Genomic DNA, 17,720 nt, shown 5'->3' on the forward strand with positions numbered 1-17,720 from the left:
AGCTTAAAACACGATTTCAACACCCGCGGTTACGCCACTGATGCGCATATCGGCCATCACGCCCGAAAAGCTTGGGTCTTCGAAGTTAACTTGGCGATAGCCCAATCTCACTTTAGTATCGAGCGCCACCCCATCAAACTGCCAGCCTAAGCCGACTTGGTAATCGCGAATATTGCTGTAATCAATCCCTACGAGCATCTCACCGTAGGCGAATAATCCGGTCGTGATCAGGCTAACTTCAGCACTTGCATAACCCATATACACGCCACCATCTAATTCGATACTGCCAGCAAAGTTATCCTGCGCCATGCGATATTCACCAGAAAACTTCTTATAGGCACCGCCCACATCGACCGACAGAATATCGTTATCAAACAGCTCGTAATACAACACAAAATCGGTATTGGATAAGTCTGCGGTGCCTTTTACTGAGCCGGTGTAATTCACGCCTTGGAATGCAAAGTCAGCATCCGCCAGTCGGCCATCAGTTTCCAGATGGTTTTCACGTATTCTCAGATTCGGTAGGAAGGGAATGGGATGCTCAACGTTAAACCAGATGCTGTATTGGGCAGCATCTTTATAATCAATATTCTGCTCAGCGTAGTTGAGCTCGGCGAGCGCGCCGGTGGGCTTGCCCCAAAACAGATCGCCACCCAGTTTAAAACCCAATAATGTCGAAGCGTTGGCCGAAGTGGCCGCAAAAGCACTCACCAGTGCGAGTGCTAGGCAGGTATGTTTCATTAAAATTAGCCTTGTGATAACAGATTAGTAAGATCGATAACTGCAGCATTGGCCCGAGAAATATAATTCGCCATGACCAATGAGTGGTTGGCCATAAAGCCAAATCCTGAGCCATTAAGGATCATCGGACTCCATACCGTTTGCTGCGTCCCTTCCAGTTCTCGAATAATCTGCCGTAAGCTCACTTCGGCATTTTTCTTTTGCAACACATCGGCGAAGTCCACCTCAACGGCCTTCATAAAATTCAATAATGCCCAAGTGGAGCCACGTGCTTCAAAAAACACGTTATCAATCTGCCACCAACTGGTTTTAATCTGCTGACTCGCCGCCACAGGCGTAGACTGACGCGCAGCACTATCGCCTGCCAAATCAGTATTAAGACGCTCTTGGCCGACGCTAGCGGACAATCGTTGCGACAGACTGCCCAAGCGCTTCTGCACTTCTTTCAGCCACTCATTCAGATTGTCAGCACGCGCATAAAATTGTGCATCTTTATTATTGGGGTCTGCCATTCGCGCCCGGTAAAGCTTCAGCAATTTAATCGCGTCGCGATACTGACTTTCGGCGCTCGGCACCAACCAACTGGTATGATCAATATTGAGTTTAGAGTGTGCCTCTAATAGATCTTTGTCGGCTGTAGACTGGGATTGTGAACGGCTAAACTCTTTACGCATGATCAACGCCATATCGCGGATCTGTTCCAGCGCACCAAATTCAAACGACGGCATATTGTCCATAAAAACCGATGGCGGTGTAATATCGTTCGACAGCCAACCACCAGGCTTATCCAACAAGGTTTCCATTGAATCAATTATGGCGCTCGTTGTCGCGTAGCCAGTTAACGGCTTTCCATCTGCTGAGGTCGTGGTCTGGGGTGTCAACACATCCGGTTCTACACTCCACCATACAGCTACCAGATATAAGACAACTATTAGAACGCCAACACCGCTCAGCATTAGCTTCCAGCTCCATTTCACTTGCATGTTTCGCTCCTTCACTCTAACGAGCCTCAGAATTTTCCATCTCGATAATATGAGGTGTTTACCGCTAAATCATCAAAATTAAAACGAACGTTTAAATTCTACACTTATTCGCTTACACTGCCATACTCATATTTTGACCCACTGAGGCAGGTATTATGTCCATGATCAAGGTTAACGATACTGACGGAGTCCGCATCATACAGTTCAATCGTTTAGATAAACTGAATGCCATCAATCTGGAGATGTATCGAGAGCTTACAGCTTACCTGATTGAGGGAGACAGCAACAATGACATAGGTGCCTTTCTGTTATGTGGCGATAAACATTGTTTCACCGCTGGCAACGATATTGCCGATTTCCTCAATGTTCCTAATCTTGATGCTGAGCATCCTGCCATCGAGTTTTTGTTTTGCCTACTTGGGCTCAAAAAGCCGCTTATCGCTGCCGTCAGTGGCCCAGCCATCGGTATTGGTACGACGATGTTGCTTCATTGTGACCTCGTTTATGCTGATGCCAGCGCACAGTTCCAACTACCATTTATTAATTTAGCGCTTGTTCCAGAAGCGGGCGCCAGTATGTTGCTGCCTCAGTTAGTCGGCTACACACGCGCGGCAGAATTACTGTTAACGGGTGAACCATTTAGCGCTATGCAGGCAAGAGGTTATCGACTAATCAATGACATTGTAGAAGATGATGAGTTAATTGAGTTTAGCTTGAATCGAGCCAAACTGATTGCCAGTAAACCTAGCGCAGCTGTGCAGCAAACCAAAGCCTTGATGAAACCGTGGAAAAATCATTTAAAACAGCACATGCAACAAGAGTTGGATTGCTTTACCAAATGCCTTAGCAGCGATGAGGCAAGACAACGCTTTCAGCAATTTTTACTCCACAAATAGACGAGTCTCTGGCCATCGGCTTAATGTCCTCAACAAGAAGGCGCTAAGCAGATGGTCACGGTTGTTGCACCGCGCGACTAAATCCCCACACGGCGAGTAAAATCAAAATCAGCGGCCACATTAGACTAGCGCCACTCAGTAACATCACCAATGCCATGGCTGAACAAGCCAAGGTCGCCAATGCCAGCAAGCTAAATGCCGCTGAAATCCAAAATATCAGAAGAAACACCGTCATCGCGGCGAGGCTCATACTCCACAGGTTCTCATCAAACCACATCAGTGGCGAAGCCATTACCCATGACATCATGGCGGGTTGGCTCACAATAAAAGCCAGCAGAATCATCACGGCCACTAAAGCCCATACCAACAACTGCGAACTACGACGGTAGCGTCTGTGTTTTTGCATGCTCGTTCCCTCGTGCTAGCGATTTCTTAATTTGGGATACAACGCACTCAAACCAAAGTACACCAATAATGTGGTTAACGGTTGAATGATCCCAAGCACAATCCAAGTGAGACGAACCCCGGTCAGCGACCATGCAAGATCTGTAGCGAGTTTATTGCTCAAACCACACAGCCACTTTTTCGGGTTCTGCAAACGATCAGCTAGATTCATCATCTACTCCTATTACTTAGAAGCGGTTTGTACAGACTCTGCGTCGTTTTGTTCTGCCGATTCAGCCATCATAGAGGTTGCGGCATTAGGTGCCTGATGAGTAGCGACTGACAGGTTCAGTTGTTGCTGAATAGACGCCAGGATTTCCGCTTTGGCACCATAGTACATTTCATTCGCTTGTTGGCTGACGCTGTTGCTAATTGCGCTCACCAGCTGATGTTTTGCCACGTCAGTCGCATCTGCTGCTGACGCCGCATTCGCAAACAAAGCACCTGAAACCAATACACCTGCAATCAATGTTGAAGTTACGTTTTTCATTTTGAATCATCCTTTTATTCAGAGCTGAGTTATTCAGCGTTCGAAGGGGATAATTCAATTGATGTGCCAACTTTTAAAATTGCAATTAAGTCATTAAATTTAAAAATGAAATTTAAAATATAAGAAATTTTAAAGGCAAGAATTAATGAGAGAAACGCATGGAATGCGTTAAGAGCGGAAAACAGTGGCGAAATTCGCCACTGCTGTAGTTATTTTGACCAAAGTCACAATTAAGCTTGCTGAATACTGGCACGAGCAGCCAGCACTACCTCGCAGTCAGCTCCGGCCTTATGGGCATTTTCGCTGAGGTAACGGCGCCAGCGACGGCCACCTGCAACGCCCTGATAAAGTCCGGTCATATGACGAGTAATATGATTCAATCGCCCACCTTGCTGCAGGTGTCGCTCAATATACGGCAGCATTAAGTCCACAACGGCATCTCGGCTCAGCACCGCCTTTTCCATTCCGTATAACCTTTGGTCGACTTCGGCCAACATATATGGATTTTGATAGGCTTCGCGGCCAACCATCACACCATCAAGATGCTCAAGGTGCGTTGCCATGTCATCAAAGGTTTTAACGCCACCATTAATACTAATGTTCAGCGCTGAGTAATCCTGCTTAAGCTGGTAGACGCGTGGGTAATCCAAAGGTGGGATCTCGCGATTTTCTTTCGGGCTTAACCCATTCAGCCAGGCTTTGCGGGCATGGATAATGAAAGTATCACAGCCAGTAGCACTCACGGTATCGATGAAATCGGTCAGAAACGGATAAGAATCTTGCTCATCAATCCCAATGCGGGTTTTTACCGTTACTGGAATATCCACCACATCTTGCATCGCCTTTACGCAATCCGCCACTAACTGCGGCTCCGCCATCAAACAAGCACCAAAACGGCCATTTTGGACGCGATCGGACGGACACCCAACATTGAGGTTAACTTCATCATAGCCCCGCTCAGCTGCAATTTTGGCACACTGTGCCAAGGCCAGTGGATCGCTTCCCCCTAATTGTAGGGCAAGTGGATGCTCTTCCTCGTTGTAACTGAGATAGTCCCCCTTCCCAAACAGGATTGCGCCAGTTGTCACCATTTCGGTATACAGCAATGTTTGCGACGACATCAATCGTGCGAAATAGCGATAGTGACGATCCGTCCACTCGAGCATAGGAGCGATACTGAAGCGACGGTAATGGTTAAGCGGCTGTTTCACACTCAATACCTGTAGTTAAACGCCAATCGTGCGATCAGCAGCAAGAGAATCTGGGCGGGCGATTATACACACAGATATTATTGAGCTCAAAATTGCGCGGTAGATTAAAGAAAAACCCGGCGCAAGGCCGGGTTTTGTATAACGAGGTCAGCTGAAATTAGAAGGTGTATTTAACACCGACTTTCAGGTACCAAACTGATTGGTCTGAATCCAACTCATAGAATGGATCTGAAGAAGCTTCAGGGCCTAAATCTACGCGGCTGTTTGGTGAGTATGTCAGTGTACCATCTCTCCAAGTAGCGTTAGCAAATTCCTTGTTGAAGCCACCAGACACATCGTATACGTGTCCCCAGTCTTTGTTCAGCAGGTTAGCCAGGTTCTGTACTGTGAAGTACAACATACCTTTGTGACCTTCCATAAAGCCAGGGATTTCTTGCTGTACCGACAGGTCCAGAGTGGTTACCCAAGGCTTCTTGCTTGCGTTCTTAGGTACATAGCCACCAGCATATTTTTCCAAACCAGCTGGACGCACGTAGTCTTCCATGAAGCTTTCGTAATCCATACCGCCTGAGTAAGCAACGTTTGGATCATCTGGACCCGTTGGGATATATGGCGTATAGGCGTTGTAACGAGACAGGTAGTCTTGGTCGCCCAGAGAATCACCGCGGTAAGTACCTAGAATCCAACCAAACGGCTTGCCAGAACGACGTTCAAACATCACGTTAACACTAGTGTCATAGCCAGCGAAGAACTGATGGGTGTAACCCAAGTTGATCTTGAAGCTGTGTTCGATTTCGTAGTTACCGGTACCGATATAATCTACGTTACGGTTCGCAACAACATCATACTTGTAGTTAGACGCTGCTTGAGAACTGGTACCAGTGTTACCATCAGTGATGTCTTGATATGCATAAGACATAGTCAAGTTAACACCGCTTTCCCAGCTCTTATTCAAGCTAGTAGTGATGATGCTCGAATGACCATCACGGTCAGCGTTAGTCAACAGAATATCGTAGTGATCAGGTGATGAAGCATCAACTGGCTCATATACGATACGACCGTCTGGTGTCACTGTGCCGCTTGGTTGACGGTTCAGGTCACGCCATGCCAGTGAATCTTCTTTCTGGGTGTAGATGTATTGTGAAGACCAAGTCCATTGATCGCCCAGTACTGGGATATCAAATACATAGTCATAACCGATGCTGTAACGCCATTCTGAAGGAATTTCGAAGTTTGGATCGATTGCGTCAGTTTCACCATCTGGGTTCTTAGATGACATCTCATCCAAGATGCTCTGTGGTACTTGCAGTGAGGTCAAGTCAGTAAAGCTACCAGAAACGCTATCAAAGTTTTGGCCTTGCTTACTGAATGAGTTCGCAATCCATACGTTCGGCTTACCACCAGAGAAACGGCCAGCGCCAGCACGTACAGTCAAGGCATCAGTCGCGTACCAAGTCAAACCAACACGTGGCAACCAGATATCTTTGCCATCCAAGTTTTCTTGGTTCGAGAAACCGTAGCGTTCAACAAAGAGAGGGTTTAGCTCAGGCGTATCATTGGCAAAAGTGCGTTCATAACGAACACCATAGGTCAAATCGATAGCATCAGTCAGTGCCCAACTATCCTGCACATAGGCAGAGTAGGTACCCATCACAAATGCAGCAGCACCGTCATCAGTGTTATTTGATGGCGCGTTAGAGTATTGGATTTCACCAATACCTGCTTCGAAGTCTTCGATGCTGTCAAAGGTCCATTTACCCAATGATGGGTTCACGTACACGTTAAAGATGTCCAGACGTTCGTAACCCGCACCGAAACCAAGTTTATGGTCGCCCAGCAGGTATTCAGCATTCAGGTTAACCGCCCAAGTTTTGGTTTCGAGGAAGTTCGCATGGCGATATTCATCTGGACCAAACACCAAACCGTCACCTTGAACATCGTAGCCAGCGTCGTTGACAGAGTTGTCGTTATCGACGTTAACCTCACCGTAAGCGCGAGTCGCGATACCAGAGACAGACTTAACATCTTTGTAAGCAACAGCCAGTTCAGTTGAGAAATCTGAAGTCCAGTCAGAATACAATTGGAATGAATATGCATCCATCTTCTGCTGGTAGTTGTACCAGTTACTGGTCAAGTTCAGGTTGTAAGAAGAATCGCTTGGTCCACGGATAGAATTACTTTCATCACTGTTGTAAGTGAAAGACGCACGGTGGATATCGTTGATGTTCCAGTCTAACTTGACCAGAATTTTTTCATCTTCTTCTTTCGGATTACCTTGCCAGCCACCGATATCTTCGATGCCATAGCGATCACGTGCAGCAGCTCTTACGCGATCTAACTGTTCTTGAGTATAACCAGCATCACGAGATGCGCCTGCACCTGCTGGACCATATTCGGCAGCAGTTGGTTTTTCCCATTTTTCATAGTTAGCAAAGAAGAACAGCTTGTCTTTGATCAGTGGACCGCCCAAGTGCACACCATAGGTGTCGCTCTTAACGCCCTGCACTTCAGTGCTTACCATTTTATCAGCACTGCTGCTGTAGCTGTCATATTCGCCAGCCCAGCTATCAGACGTCTTCTCGTAGAACGCACCACCGTGGAATTCGTTGGTACCAGATTTGGTTACTGCGTTAATACGAGCGCCGCTGAAACCACCGTATTTAGCATCGTATGGGTTAGCGTCGATAGAGATCTGTTCAACCGCATCCAGCGAAACTGGAGAACGTTGGGTTGGGTAACCGTTACCGTTCAGACCGAAGTCATCGTTCAAACCCACACCATCAACGTTGATGCTGTTGAAGCGAGGGTTAGCACCAGCAACGGTAAATTCGTTGTTATCACCACCTAACGCAGTTGCCAGAGGGTTTTGACGCAGGATGTCTTTCAAGTCACGGTTCAGTGACGGTGCCTTTTGAATGGCATCACTACCGAAGGTGCTTGCACTACCCGCGTTGCTTGAGTAAGCAATTTGGCTACCAGTAACAGTGATGCGTTCTACTTCACCAGCTGGTTGCAGTTGCTCATTCAAACGGAAAGTTTGACCCAGTTGCAAGAAGATATCGCTTTCAACTGTGTCTTGATATTTATCTGAGTCGATAATGATTTGGTATGGACCGCCCACACGCAGACCAGACGCACTAAACGCACCGGTTTCGTTAGTGGTTACTTCAGTCACTGTGCCTGATGGCTGGTGAATCAATGTAATCTTGGTGTTAGGAGCTGGCTGTCCGTCAGGTCCTGAAATGGTACCACGCATAGACGATGTAGTGTCTGCTGCGTAGGCCATTGAAGATGCGCCGATGGCAAGTGTCAGTGCCAAGGCTAAACGGCTTTTCGTAAATCCCTGAATCATCATTAGATCCCCTGAGTTTTTATATTGATGTTTGTTACATAAACCGTTACGTTCGTAACTAAACCACGTTGGCTAAGGGTACACTCCAGCCAACGAGGGCGTGTTATACCATAAAAGCGTTACACTTTTGTTTAACACCGCATAATCATACACACAATTGTTTCATTTTTGACCGGAAAATATTTATTACGGCCAAATTTTTTCCAATCTCTTTCCGAGGTTCTCATGCAACCCTCTTGGTTAATTCGATTAAATTATATCCTTCTGTTTTTATTATCCTTTATCAGTGTGAATGCTATGTCTGCTAACGCCAAACAGCTGAAAATCGCCACATTTAACGTCAGTATGGAAGGCAGTAACTATTTGGAAAAGGGACAAAAAATTCCTAGCCCAAGCAAGTTACAAACTTTGTTACAAAATGATGACAATCCACAGATCCGCAATATTGCTGAGATTCTGCAGCGGGTCCGTCCTGATATCGTGTTATTGAATGAATTTGACTACATTGCTGACGCTGACAAAGGCGTCAAAGCCTTTATCAAGCGCTATCTCAATCAATCTCAGCAAGGCGCCGCGGCGATAGATTATCCCTACTTTTACATTGCACCAGTGAACACAGGTGTACCCTCGCCGTTTGACCTTGACCATGATGGTAAAGCTTCTGGTGTCGGTGGTGACGCGTGGGGCTTTGGCTACTACCCCGGCCATTACGGCATGGTGGTGTTATCACGCTATCCAATTGACCGTGAGCACATTAGAAGTTTTCAACATCTGAAATGGTCATCTATGCCGGGTGCACTGCGGCCGTTTGATCCACAAACTCAGCAGTCTTGGTATACCGATGAACAATGGCAGCAACTGCGTCTCTCGTCTAAATCACATTGGGATATTCCGGTGAATGTTGATGGTCAGTGGTTGCATGTATTAGCTGCACACCCTACTCCACCGGTATTTGATGGGCCAGAAGACCGCAACGGTAAGCGTAACCACGACGAAATTCGTCTTTGGGCTGACTACCTGACCGGCGGTGATGCGGCAGCCTATATTGTCGATGACCAAGGACATAAGGGCGGCTTTGGTGGCCAAGCACGTTTTGTCTTTGTCGGCGACATGAACTCAGCCCCCTATAAAACGGCAGAGCAAAGTGGTGCGGTTAGACAACTGCTGGATCATCCACTAGTAAACGGTAGCTTTGTCCCAACCAGTAAAGGCGGTGCCGCCTATGTGCCGGACAATAGCGAGTCAAAATCCTTTACGGCCTCTTGGAAAGAACGCGCGGATTACGTCTTGCCGTCTAAAGCGGGTATGAAGATTGTTGATGGCGGCGTGTTCTGGCCAGAGAAATCTAGCCCATTGTACCGACTGATCAAAACTCGCAGCGCTTCCTCAGATCACCGCTTGGTGTGGTTGACGGTCGAGCTGACACCGCTGCAGTAACAATTAGCCTGATGCCAATAAAAAACCCCGACTCGTCGGGGCTTTTTATTTAACGCACTAGGTTATTTTTGTTGCCATGGCTGCAAGCTTTGCTGACGCACACGCAGCTTCTGCGCATCATCCAACTGATAATAGCCTTCCGCCAAACCTGGCTCCCAATCACCGTATGATGGGTTCGGTAGCAAAATGAATTTATGGCCGAAATCATCTTTATGAGTATCCACTACCACGTTGCGTTGTTCATTCAACTGGTGATACGTGTTGATTTCAGGAAAGTCGTTAAGATTGTCCCCCATAAATAGCACCACTTTGTATCCATCTTGCTCAATCGATGCTAAACGTGGCGCCTTATTTGATGTCTCTTTCTTTAACCGCAGGGTAAATTCAGACACGTTAGGGAAACCCAGCTTTTGCAGGTTTTCTTTGGTGGCGGCGAAGGTGCGCTCTGATCGGTTTGACACATAAAACATCGTGCCACCATGCTCAGTCACAAAGTTAGCCAAATCGACCGCACCGGCCAATGCAGGCGTTTGAACGCTGTTAACCCATGCATCCCAGCCTTCGTTGGTATAGCCTTGATGATGCAGAATCTGCCACGCCGCATAAGGAGAGTTATCCAGCATGGTTTCGTCAAGATCGACCATCACCGCGAGTTTGCCCTGCTGCTTGGCTTTGGCGAGTTCAAACGATACCTTCGCCATATTGTAAGCTTGATAACACAGGGCGCGGTATTCACCGGCATTTTGCATCCACACCACACTCTGGGTGTTTTCTGCGACCAATTCCATTGCGGCGTGATTCACAGGCGCTTCAGCCTGAACCGATACAGCCACAAACGCTAGCGGAAGAAAGTATTGAGCTAGTTTCATAATTCCCTCAAAACAAAAAATTTCTGCTGTCCTATTAATGCACTTACTTCACCAATGCTGGCAACAGAGCCTGAATATTACCATCCACCTTATGTTGTATTGGTAGACCTAAAATATGTGCCACCGTTGGATACACATCGACGTTATCAAACGGGGCAAGCGTGACACCTTGCTTAAATGCTGGACCTTCTGCGACAAACAATGCGCCCATATCTTTGATGTAACTAAAACCATGAGCACCATGATGGTCACGCTCAGCAAGCGGTTGATTAGTGAAAAATGCAGGCGCATCCACCTCTGCAATCACATCCGCAATACGCGGACTATTGGTGTAGTGTCTTGCGGCCAAATAGGCATTATCCAACACGCGATAGCGGCCATTCGCGGCCAGCTCAAGCTGCTGTCTTAATTTAGCGATGTCATCGGCGCTGGTGTTAGGTTTGGCATAAATCAGCAAGCGCGTTTCCACCGACACCACATGAAACTTATTGGTATCGATAGGCAGTTTGCGATAATCAATGCCCTCCTCTGCGTCGATTCTTGCCATCCCGTGATCCGCCAGCACAATCAGGTTTACCGGAAATGACAGCTCTTGCTGCAACCGCGCACGCAAGCGGCCAATCAATTTATCAACTCGTTGCACTGCACGGGCGGTTTCAGGCGCGTCTGGCCCAAAAAGATGTCCTGCGGTATCGACGGCAGAGAAATACCCCATAATGAAATGCGGGCGGGTAGCCGCAGGCATTTTCAGCCAATCCACCATTTGGTCGATACGGTCTTGATAATTGGCTTGCTGTGAAAAATGGAAATAGTACGACGGCGTCATACCATTAATGCGCGCATCTGATTCCGGCCAGAAATAGGTCGCGGCTTTAACGCCGTTCATCTCGGCGAGGTTCCATAACGGAATGCCTTTTAACCAGGTAGAATCCTTGAGGCCATCACCCATTGCATAACATTGATGCCGCTCTTTATCACAGAAATCGTTATCAACAATGCCGTGATGCGTCGGATAAAGTCCGGTCGCTAAGGTGATATGGTTTGGAAATGTCTTAGTTGGATATGCAGGACGCATCTGCTCTGCTCGCACTCCGTGCTGCGCAATCGCTTGCAGATTTTTAGCATCATACTTGTCGATGTAATCCCAACGGAAACCATCAAGAGAGATCACGATGACCGTGGGTTTAATGTCCTTATTATTGGCGGCAACCGAAGTGGCACAGACAAACACACTCAAAAATGCCAGCCCGAGGCAAATCACTTTATTCATACAATTAACGGTTTTGAGAACAGTGGGTCTTGTTGTGAGAACAGTATAACGGAATAACGTGACACTAAAGAGGCTTTTATTGTGTAAAAAATTATTGTGGAGAAATGGCGTGCCGCAGCGTCCCCACCACAATAACGTGAACCGAGGCACAACAGTGACACACCATGTTTACTTAGGACTTGAATAGCAGTGCCAGCACCACCACATGTTTTATTAGCGCTGGCGATGGCGTTCATCTACCAGCACTCAATAATGTAACCGACTAGATGGCGCACATCTTCGCTTTTTAGCCACGGATAACTATCACTTCTCAACTTTGTGGTTTTTTCAATGCAACAAATTCCCGATACGCACGACCACCGCGTGCTGTGTAAGTCACTCGGTAAACTCATTTACCGCCCGTCCCTGTCCGCGAAAGAGATGGTCAAAGCCAATTACCCGCAAGTATTTGTCACGAATGGTATTATCACCTTACTTTGGTTAGCTTCGCTGTTACTGATTGTGCTTTATGTCGGCGCAAATCCACCTTGGTACGGTTGGCTTGGTCTGGTCTTATGCGCTGTTATTTGGTTATTAGCCTGTAAGCTATTGGCGTCGAGTGTGCCGCAATTCTATTCCGCGCGTTGGGATTTTATCGGCGAGAAAGGCATTTTATCGCAACGTAAAAATGGCCAGGGCAAAGTCCTCAGCCAAACGATGATGCTGTTTGATGCGCAACTCAGCTGTCGGCAGCTAGCCGATACGCTGGAAATCAGACAAGGCAAGCAGCGACTGCAATTTAGTAAGGCCACCTCAGGCAAAGCCTATCAGGCAGTTATGCAGGCGGTGCAAAACTTCCGTCCAAAAAGCAAAGGTAAACGCGCCCGTATCGGCAGATAACACCGCTGAACTCACTAGGCTGGCATCGTGCCGCCTAGTGTGCCGCGAACTTTTGGCCGCAACATCTGCCACGCTGGCGGTTTTACGCTTCTATTTGATAATGTTCTGTGATTAAACTGAGTAAATTTCCACCATAAAACTGAGTATCGCAATGGAACTGCAGATAGAAGTGACGCTGAGAACCGGCGCCCGTTACCGTACACGTAAGTACAAATCAGAAATCAGCGCAAAACGCGGCATTTGCAAATGGTTGCAACAAAACCAACATCAAGTCGACATTTCAGCCAGTTATTTCTCTCCCACTCTCAAGCAACACCAATCTTTTGAAGATGCCGAACAACTCCAAATGTTGTTACCCAAAACGAGTACCGATTTTTATCAATCATTGGCGTGGCGCAAACTAAGAATGCGAGTTCTGCAAACACAGGAACATCGCTGTACCATCTGTAACCGTACGCCAGCTGAGCACAATATTGCGCTAGAAGTTGACCATAAAAAGCCGCGTTCAAAGTATCCAGAATTAGCATTAGACATTAATAACCTGCGAATCCTCTGTTTAGACTGCAATCGTGGTAAAGCCGACCATGAGTATTGACGATATCAAAGCCAACGTTGGTATTTATCTTAAGCAAGAGTTCACACTTTTCACCGAGAATAGCGCGCAAAATGGCGGTTACTGTCAAAAAATGACATGTTAGCTAACAAAATCTAGCATGCAGTTTTGCAATCAAATCCGTAGCATGGAACAGTAACCCGATATAGCAGCCGAGGACTTGATGTTTTTGGCCAACGATAACAATAGCTAACCACACTACAAGGATAATCATGGCAACGACCTCCGCCGGACGCTGGCCACGCCAGATCCCGTTTATTATCGCCAGTGAAGCTTGTGAGCGCTTCAGCTTCTATGGCATGCGTAATATTCTGACCCCGTTTCTCATGACCGCTTTGCTGCTTTCAGTTCCCGAAGAGCTGCGTCAAGGTGAAGCCAAAGATGTATTTCACTCCTTTGTCATTGGAGTCTATTTCTTCCCGCTATTAGGCGGTTGGATATCTGACCGTTTCTTTGGCAAATACAACACCATTTTATGGCTCAGTATCGTCTACGTAATTGGCCATGCCTTCTTGGCTATCTTCGAAACCAGTAAGACGGGTTTCTATTCTGGCCTATTTTTGATTGCCCTTGGCTCTGGCGGTATTAAGCCGCTGGTATCGTCATTTATGGGGGATCAGTTTGATCAGAGTAATAAGTCATTGGCACAAAAAGCCTTTGATATGTTCTATTTCACTATCAACTTCGGCTCCTTCTTCGCATCACTGTCCATGCCGTTGATTCTTAAGTTCTGGGGACCATCAGTGGCCTTTGGCATTCCCGGTGTATTGATGTTTATTGCGACTATGTTCTTCTGGTATGGCCGCAAACGCTACGTACATATCAAGCCAAAAGCGCATGACCCACATGGTTTTTTACCTGTGATTAGAAGTGCGATTTTGACGCCAGTAGCAGGACAAGCCAACAAAGGGTTATGGGTGAGTATTGTTGGCATTGCGTTGGCAATTTTTGCGCTATCTCAAACCGCTGAACTGGGTTTAGTCACCGCGCTATGTCTCGCCTTAGTATTGATTATGGGATTTGTCGGCAGTGGCGCATCGATGCAACTACAGCGTGCACTTGCACACCATCCTGCCGAGGCGGTGGACGGGGTTAAGTCGGTATTTCGTATTCTGATCTTATTTGCGCTGGTCACGCCGTTTTGGTCGCTGTTCGATCAAAAAGCCTCTACTTGGATTTTGCAGGCCAATGATATGGCTAAGCCAGACTGGTTTGAACCGGCCATGATGCAAGCACTTAACCCTATGTTAGTGATGCTGCTGATCCCGTTTAACAACTTTGTGTTATACCCAATGCTGCGTAAAGCCGGCATGCAAGTCACTGCGCTGCGCCGCATGGGGGCTGGTATTGCCTTTTCGGGTCTAGCGTGGATCGTGATTGGTACCATTCAGTTGATGATGGATGGTGGCAGCGTCATGTCGATCACTTGGCAAGTTCTGCCTTATGCCTTGCTTACCTTCGGTGAAGTACTGGTATCAGCCACAGGCCTTGAGTTCGCTTATAGTCAGGCACCAGCGTCAATGAAGGGCAGTATCATGAGCTTTTGGACGCTGTCGGTAACGGTTGGTAACTTGTGGGTGCTACTGGCAAACGCCAGTGTAAAACATGACTCAGTCACCAGTAAGATCGTTGAAACCGGTATCAGTGTCACGGCATTCCAGATGTTTTTCTTCGCCGGATTTGCCTTGTTAGCCGCCTTGGTATTTGCACTCTATGCCCGTTCATACACGATGCAAGACCACTATCGCGCCAACGCTGAGTAATCGCTCATCGCGCTCAATAAAAAGGTCAGCGATTGCTGACCTTTTTATTACTGGCATCACCATTATCAGGCGGCAATAAAGTTTGCCATTAACTGTGCAATTTTCAGTCCCTGATGCTCGGTTTGATAACTTATCAGCGCCGTGGCCGCTTTATCTTCACCAATATCATGCCAGCGCTTGCGCAATAACGCTTCGGCGTAGGGCACTGTGAATTCCGGATGCGGCTGGAACGCCAGTACGCGGTTGTCGATATAAAACGCCGCATTTGGACAAAAGTCGTTATGCGCTAAGCGAGTGGCAGCCGGAGGTAAGCTCACTACTTGATCGCGATGACTGCAGATCAGTGAAAAGCTATGTGCATCACTGGCAACCCAGTCAGGCGCATCGCACCACTGGTAATGCATAATACCAACGCCCCAACCTTGGTCAGCGCGCTTGACTTCGCCACCTAAGCTATGGGCTAACAACTGGTGGCCGAAACAGATCCCGAGCAACTTCTGCCCATCTTTAAAACGCTGTTGTAGATAATCCTTCAGTGTCAAAATCCACGGTTCATCACTAAAGGCATCGGCCTTAGAGCCGGTGATCAACATAGCATCATATTGCTCGGGGGATTCCGGATAGACACCCTCGATCACGCTGTAGATATCACTATCAACGGCAATTCCTGCCGCCGCAAACATCTGCTGAAACATGGCACCATAGCCGTGATATTGCGCAAGAAATTCCGGGTGCAACACATCGGTCTGCAAAATGGCTAGCTTCACATCATCTCCTCGGAAAACAAGACTTACCAAACAGTTTTCATCTTACCGCCGTCAATCGCCAAGGTAGTACCTGTAATATAGCTGGCGGCATTGGACAGCAAGAATACCGCCGCATTGGCAAACTCCTGCGGCGTACCATAACGCCCCATTGGCAGTTGTGACTCTTGCTGCTGACGCACTTCGTCTGGGCTAATTGCTAAGGCTTGGGCACGTTTTTGATTCAGCGTTTTCAGGCGGTCAGTATCAATCAGGCCAGGCAAGAGGTTATTGAAACGGATATTTTCGGCGGCATACGCTTGCGACAAACTTTTTACCAAGGCTGTTACGCCGGAACGCATCACGTTCGACAACAATAAAATATCAATCGGCTCTTTTACTGATGAAGAGGTCACGGTAATCACTGAGCCTTGCCCCAGCGATTGCATAGATGGCAGTACCGCACGAATTAAGCGCACGGCACTCATCAACGTCAGCTCAAATGCGGCTTGCCAATCGGCATCCGTAAAATCGACAAAATCGCCACTCGGCGGGCCACCAGCATTCACCACTAACCCCGAAACTGCACCAAAGTCTTCCGTAGTGGCCGCAACCCAACGCTCAATGCTGTTCGCATCAGCGGCATCAAACTGGTAGGCCTTTACCTCAGCGCCAGTGGCGCTTCGAATCGACTCTGCGGCTGCAGTAATGGCGTCTTGATCGCGACTCGCCATCGACACTTGTGCACCTTCTTGTGCGCAAGCCAAAGCGATAGCATACCCCATACCTTTACTTGCCGCGGCAACCATCACGGTTTTGCCTTTAAGTTGTAAATCCATTTTCAAGTCCACAGTTGAACGATGAAGGCATATGACATTAGCACTTTGCGCTATGGGAAGCTAACGCATTCATTTGGGATATAGGTAGGCCAAGATATATCAGCCATTCAGTCGCTTTTTGGTTTTATTCATCGCTGGCCTGTCATTGTTGCGTCACAAGAACTTAATTTCCGGCTTTCATTTCAATAGAAAAATGCTAAAAAACCTGATTAATAACAAAATAAAAACAGCAAATAATTAATTGCTAATTAACATTTAAAAATCATTGTAATAGATAAAAACAACAAACAATACTACTCAACAACGAAATTCTTAAAATCCATTTAAATCAGTTAATTAACATTTCATTTATTACACTTAAATCGAAAACAATAACCTTATAGAGCCAATTGCCATTATTACACTTGTTAATCTTGTATGAAATTTGTGCCGTTTTGAAAATTATGTAACCATTTTGTATTGATTATTCTTTAGAATACCCTCGGAAATATTTCCCAATATTTCTCATGACACAAACAGAACGCCATGGATATGGCAAAAATAGACTGAGGGTAGAATGAAAATCAATCTGGCACTACAGCTTTCTGCTGTGCTTGTTTCTGCTTCCGCCTTCTCCGCAGATATGGTCATCACGGGTGTAGTTGATGGCTCATTAAGCGGAGGTATTCCTAAGGCAGTAGAACTTTATGTCGTTAACGACATTAGTGATTTGAGTCGTTGTGGAATCGATGTTGCCTCAAATGGTGCAACCACAGCCGGTAATCACAGCACCTTTAGCGGTTCGGCAACCGCTGGTAGCTTCTTATATGCAGCGACCGAAACTCCCGGATTTACTGCATTTTTTGGCTTTGAGCCAACCTTGCGTACGCCATCCTTTAACGGGAATGATGTCGTTTTACTTCAATGTGACGGCGTCGTTATCGATAGTTTCGGTGAGTTAGGTGTGGATGGACTCGGCACACCTTGGGAATATACCGACAGTTGGGCTCACCGTAATAGTGGCACCACAGCTGATGGCAACAGTTTTAATCTGACAAACTGGAGCTTTAGCGGTCCTAATACATTAGATAACCAAACCAGCAACGCTACAGCTACCATTCCTTATCCACTGGCGAGCTTTGTCTACGGTACTGATGACGGTAGTACCGGCGGTGACACAGGTACTGGCGGCGATACTGGTACTGGCGGCG

The 17,720-nt window shown here is 47.1% G+C and carries 16 protein-coding genes and 1 pseudogene; 6 read left to right on the forward strand and 11 right to left on the reverse strand.

The genetic code is table 11. From position 1 onward, the window contains the following. Window positions 1-3 precede the first annotated feature (3 nt). Both HR45_RS18225 and HR45_RS18230 read right to left on the reverse strand, forming a co-directional pair. The gene (locus HR45_RS18225; RefSeq protein ID WP_037445711.1) at window positions 4-741 is read right to left on the reverse strand and encodes a TIGR04219 family outer membrane beta-barrel protein; all 738 of its coding nucleotides are present in this window, start codon (window positions 739-741) and stop codon (window positions 4-6) included. 5 nt (window positions 742-746) lie between these two features. After that, the gene (locus HR45_RS18230; protein ID WP_037445712.1) at window positions 747-1,724 is read right to left on the reverse strand and encodes a DUF2333 family protein; all 978 of its coding nucleotides are present in this window, start codon (window positions 1,722-1,724) and stop codon (window positions 747-749) included. A 155-nt stretch (window positions 1,725-1,879) separates the two neighbouring features. Between HR45_RS18230 and HR45_RS18235 the strand changes: the two genes are divergently transcribed. Further along, window positions 1,880-2,620 carry an enoyl-CoA hydratase-related protein gene (locus HR45_RS18235; RefSeq protein ID WP_037445713.1) on the forward strand — a complete coding sequence of 247 codons (741 nt, stop codon included), beginning with the start codon at window positions 1,880-1,882 and terminating at the stop codon, window positions 2,618-2,620. Window positions 2,621-2,675: 55 nt separating this feature from the next. Here HR45_RS18235 and HR45_RS18240 read toward each other — a convergent pair whose 3' ends face one another. The 5 genes from HR45_RS18240 to HR45_RS18260 all read right to left on the reverse strand — a co-directional run bounded on the left by HR45_RS18240 (window position 2,676) and on the right by HR45_RS18260 (window position 8,120). Continuing rightward, on the reverse strand, window positions 2,676-3,026 hold the full coding sequence (locus tag HR45_RS18240; RefSeq protein WP_037445714.1) for a hypothetical protein: 351 nt from the start codon (window positions 3,024-3,026) through the stop codon (window positions 2,676-2,678). 15 nt (window positions 3,027-3,041) lie between these two features. Continuing rightward, entirely contained in the window at window positions 3,042-3,236 is a 195-nt protein-coding gene (locus HR45_RS18245) for a hypothetical protein (RefSeq protein WP_037445715.1), read from the reverse strand. Window positions 3,237-3,248: 12 nt separating this feature from the next. Then, on the reverse strand, window positions 3,249-3,554 hold the full coding sequence (locus tag HR45_RS18250) for a hypothetical protein (RefSeq protein ID WP_037445716.1): 306 nt from the start codon (window positions 3,552-3,554) through the stop codon (window positions 3,249-3,251). Between the two features lie 230 nt (window positions 3,555-3,784). After that, window positions 3,785-4,765, reverse strand: coding sequence for a tRNA dihydrouridine(20/20a) synthase DusA (dusA, locus tag HR45_RS18255; protein WP_430742031.1), 981 nt, complete (start codon window positions 4,763-4,765; stop codon window positions 3,785-3,787). 157 nt (window positions 4,766-4,922) lie between these two features. After that, window positions 4,923-8,120: a TonB-dependent receptor gene (locus HR45_RS18260; RefSeq protein WP_206537918.1), complete on the reverse strand. Its 3,198-nt coding sequence runs from the start codon at window positions 8,118-8,120 to the stop codon at window positions 4,923-4,925. 294 nt (window positions 8,121-8,414) lie between these two features. On the opposite strand from HR45_RS18260, the gene HR45_RS18265 reads away from it, so the two are divergent. Beyond that, window positions 8,415-9,554 carry an endonuclease/exonuclease/phosphatase family protein gene (locus HR45_RS18265; protein ID WP_081933532.1) on the forward strand — a complete coding sequence of 380 codons (1,140 nt, stop codon included), beginning with the start codon at window positions 8,415-8,417 and terminating at the stop codon, window positions 9,552-9,554. A gap of 62 nt (window positions 9,555-9,616) precedes the next feature. Here the strand turns inward: HR45_RS18265 and HR45_RS18270 are convergent, their stop codons facing one another. Together HR45_RS18270 and HR45_RS18275 are read right to left on the reverse strand one after the other, a co-directional pair. After that, a complete protein-coding gene (locus HR45_RS18270; protein WP_037445719.1) occupies window positions 9,617-10,423 on the reverse strand; it encodes a 5'-nucleotidase, lipoprotein e(P4) family in 807 nt (268 codons plus the stop codon). 43 nt (window positions 10,424-10,466) lie between these two features. Continuing rightward, window positions 10,467-11,693: an alkaline phosphatase family protein gene (locus HR45_RS18275; protein ID WP_037445720.1), complete on the reverse strand. Its 1,227-nt coding sequence runs from the start codon at window positions 11,691-11,693 to the stop codon at window positions 10,467-10,469. Window positions 11,694-12,023: 330 nt separating this feature from the next. Here HR45_RS18275 and HR45_RS18280 point away from each other — a divergent pair, with 330 nt between their 5' ends. The 3 genes from HR45_RS18280 (at window position 12,024) to HR45_RS18290 (ending at window position 14,948) form a co-directional block, all read left to right on the forward strand. Next, complete coding sequence (locus tag HR45_RS18280; protein WP_037445721.1) at window positions 12,024-12,572, forward strand: hypothetical protein; 549 nt, start codon at window positions 12,024-12,026, stop codon at window positions 12,570-12,572. 151 nt (window positions 12,573-12,723) lie between these two features. Next, on the forward strand, window positions 12,724-13,167 hold the full coding sequence (locus HR45_RS19290) for an HNH endonuclease (RefSeq protein ID WP_081933533.1): 444 nt from the start codon (window positions 12,724-12,726) through the stop codon (window positions 13,165-13,167). 230 nt (window positions 13,168-13,397) lie between these two features. After that, entirely contained in the window at window positions 13,398-14,948 is a 1,551-nt protein-coding gene (locus HR45_RS18290) for a POT-type proton-dependent oligopeptide transporter (protein WP_037445722.1), read from the forward strand. Between the two features lie 65 nt (window positions 14,949-15,013). On the opposite strand, the gene HR45_RS18295 is transcribed toward HR45_RS18290, so the two are convergent. Together HR45_RS18295 and HR45_RS18300 are read right to left on the reverse strand one after the other, a co-directional pair. Then, window positions 15,014-15,715 carry a glutamine amidotransferase-related protein gene (locus HR45_RS18295; RefSeq protein WP_037445723.1) on the reverse strand — a complete coding sequence of 234 codons (702 nt, stop codon included), beginning with the start codon at window positions 15,713-15,715 and terminating at the stop codon, window positions 15,014-15,016. 23 nt (window positions 15,716-15,738) lie between these two features. After that, on the reverse strand, window positions 15,739-16,530 hold the full coding sequence (locus HR45_RS18300; protein WP_037445724.1) for an SDR family oxidoreductase: 792 nt from the start codon (window positions 16,528-16,530) through the stop codon (window positions 15,739-15,741). A gap of 556 nt (window positions 16,531-17,086) precedes the next feature. On the opposite strand from HR45_RS18300, the pseudogene HR45_RS18305 reads away from it, so the two are divergent. Beyond that, window positions 17,087-17,720, forward strand: a pseudogene (locus HR45_RS18305) (ExeM/NucH family extracellular endonuclease); the annotation flags it as partial.

The sequence above is a fragment of the Shewanella mangrovi genome (assembly GCF_000753795.1).
In the GTDB taxonomy this organism is placed as follows: Bacteria; Pseudomonadota; Gammaproteobacteria; order Enterobacterales; family Shewanellaceae; genus Shewanella; species Shewanella mangrovi.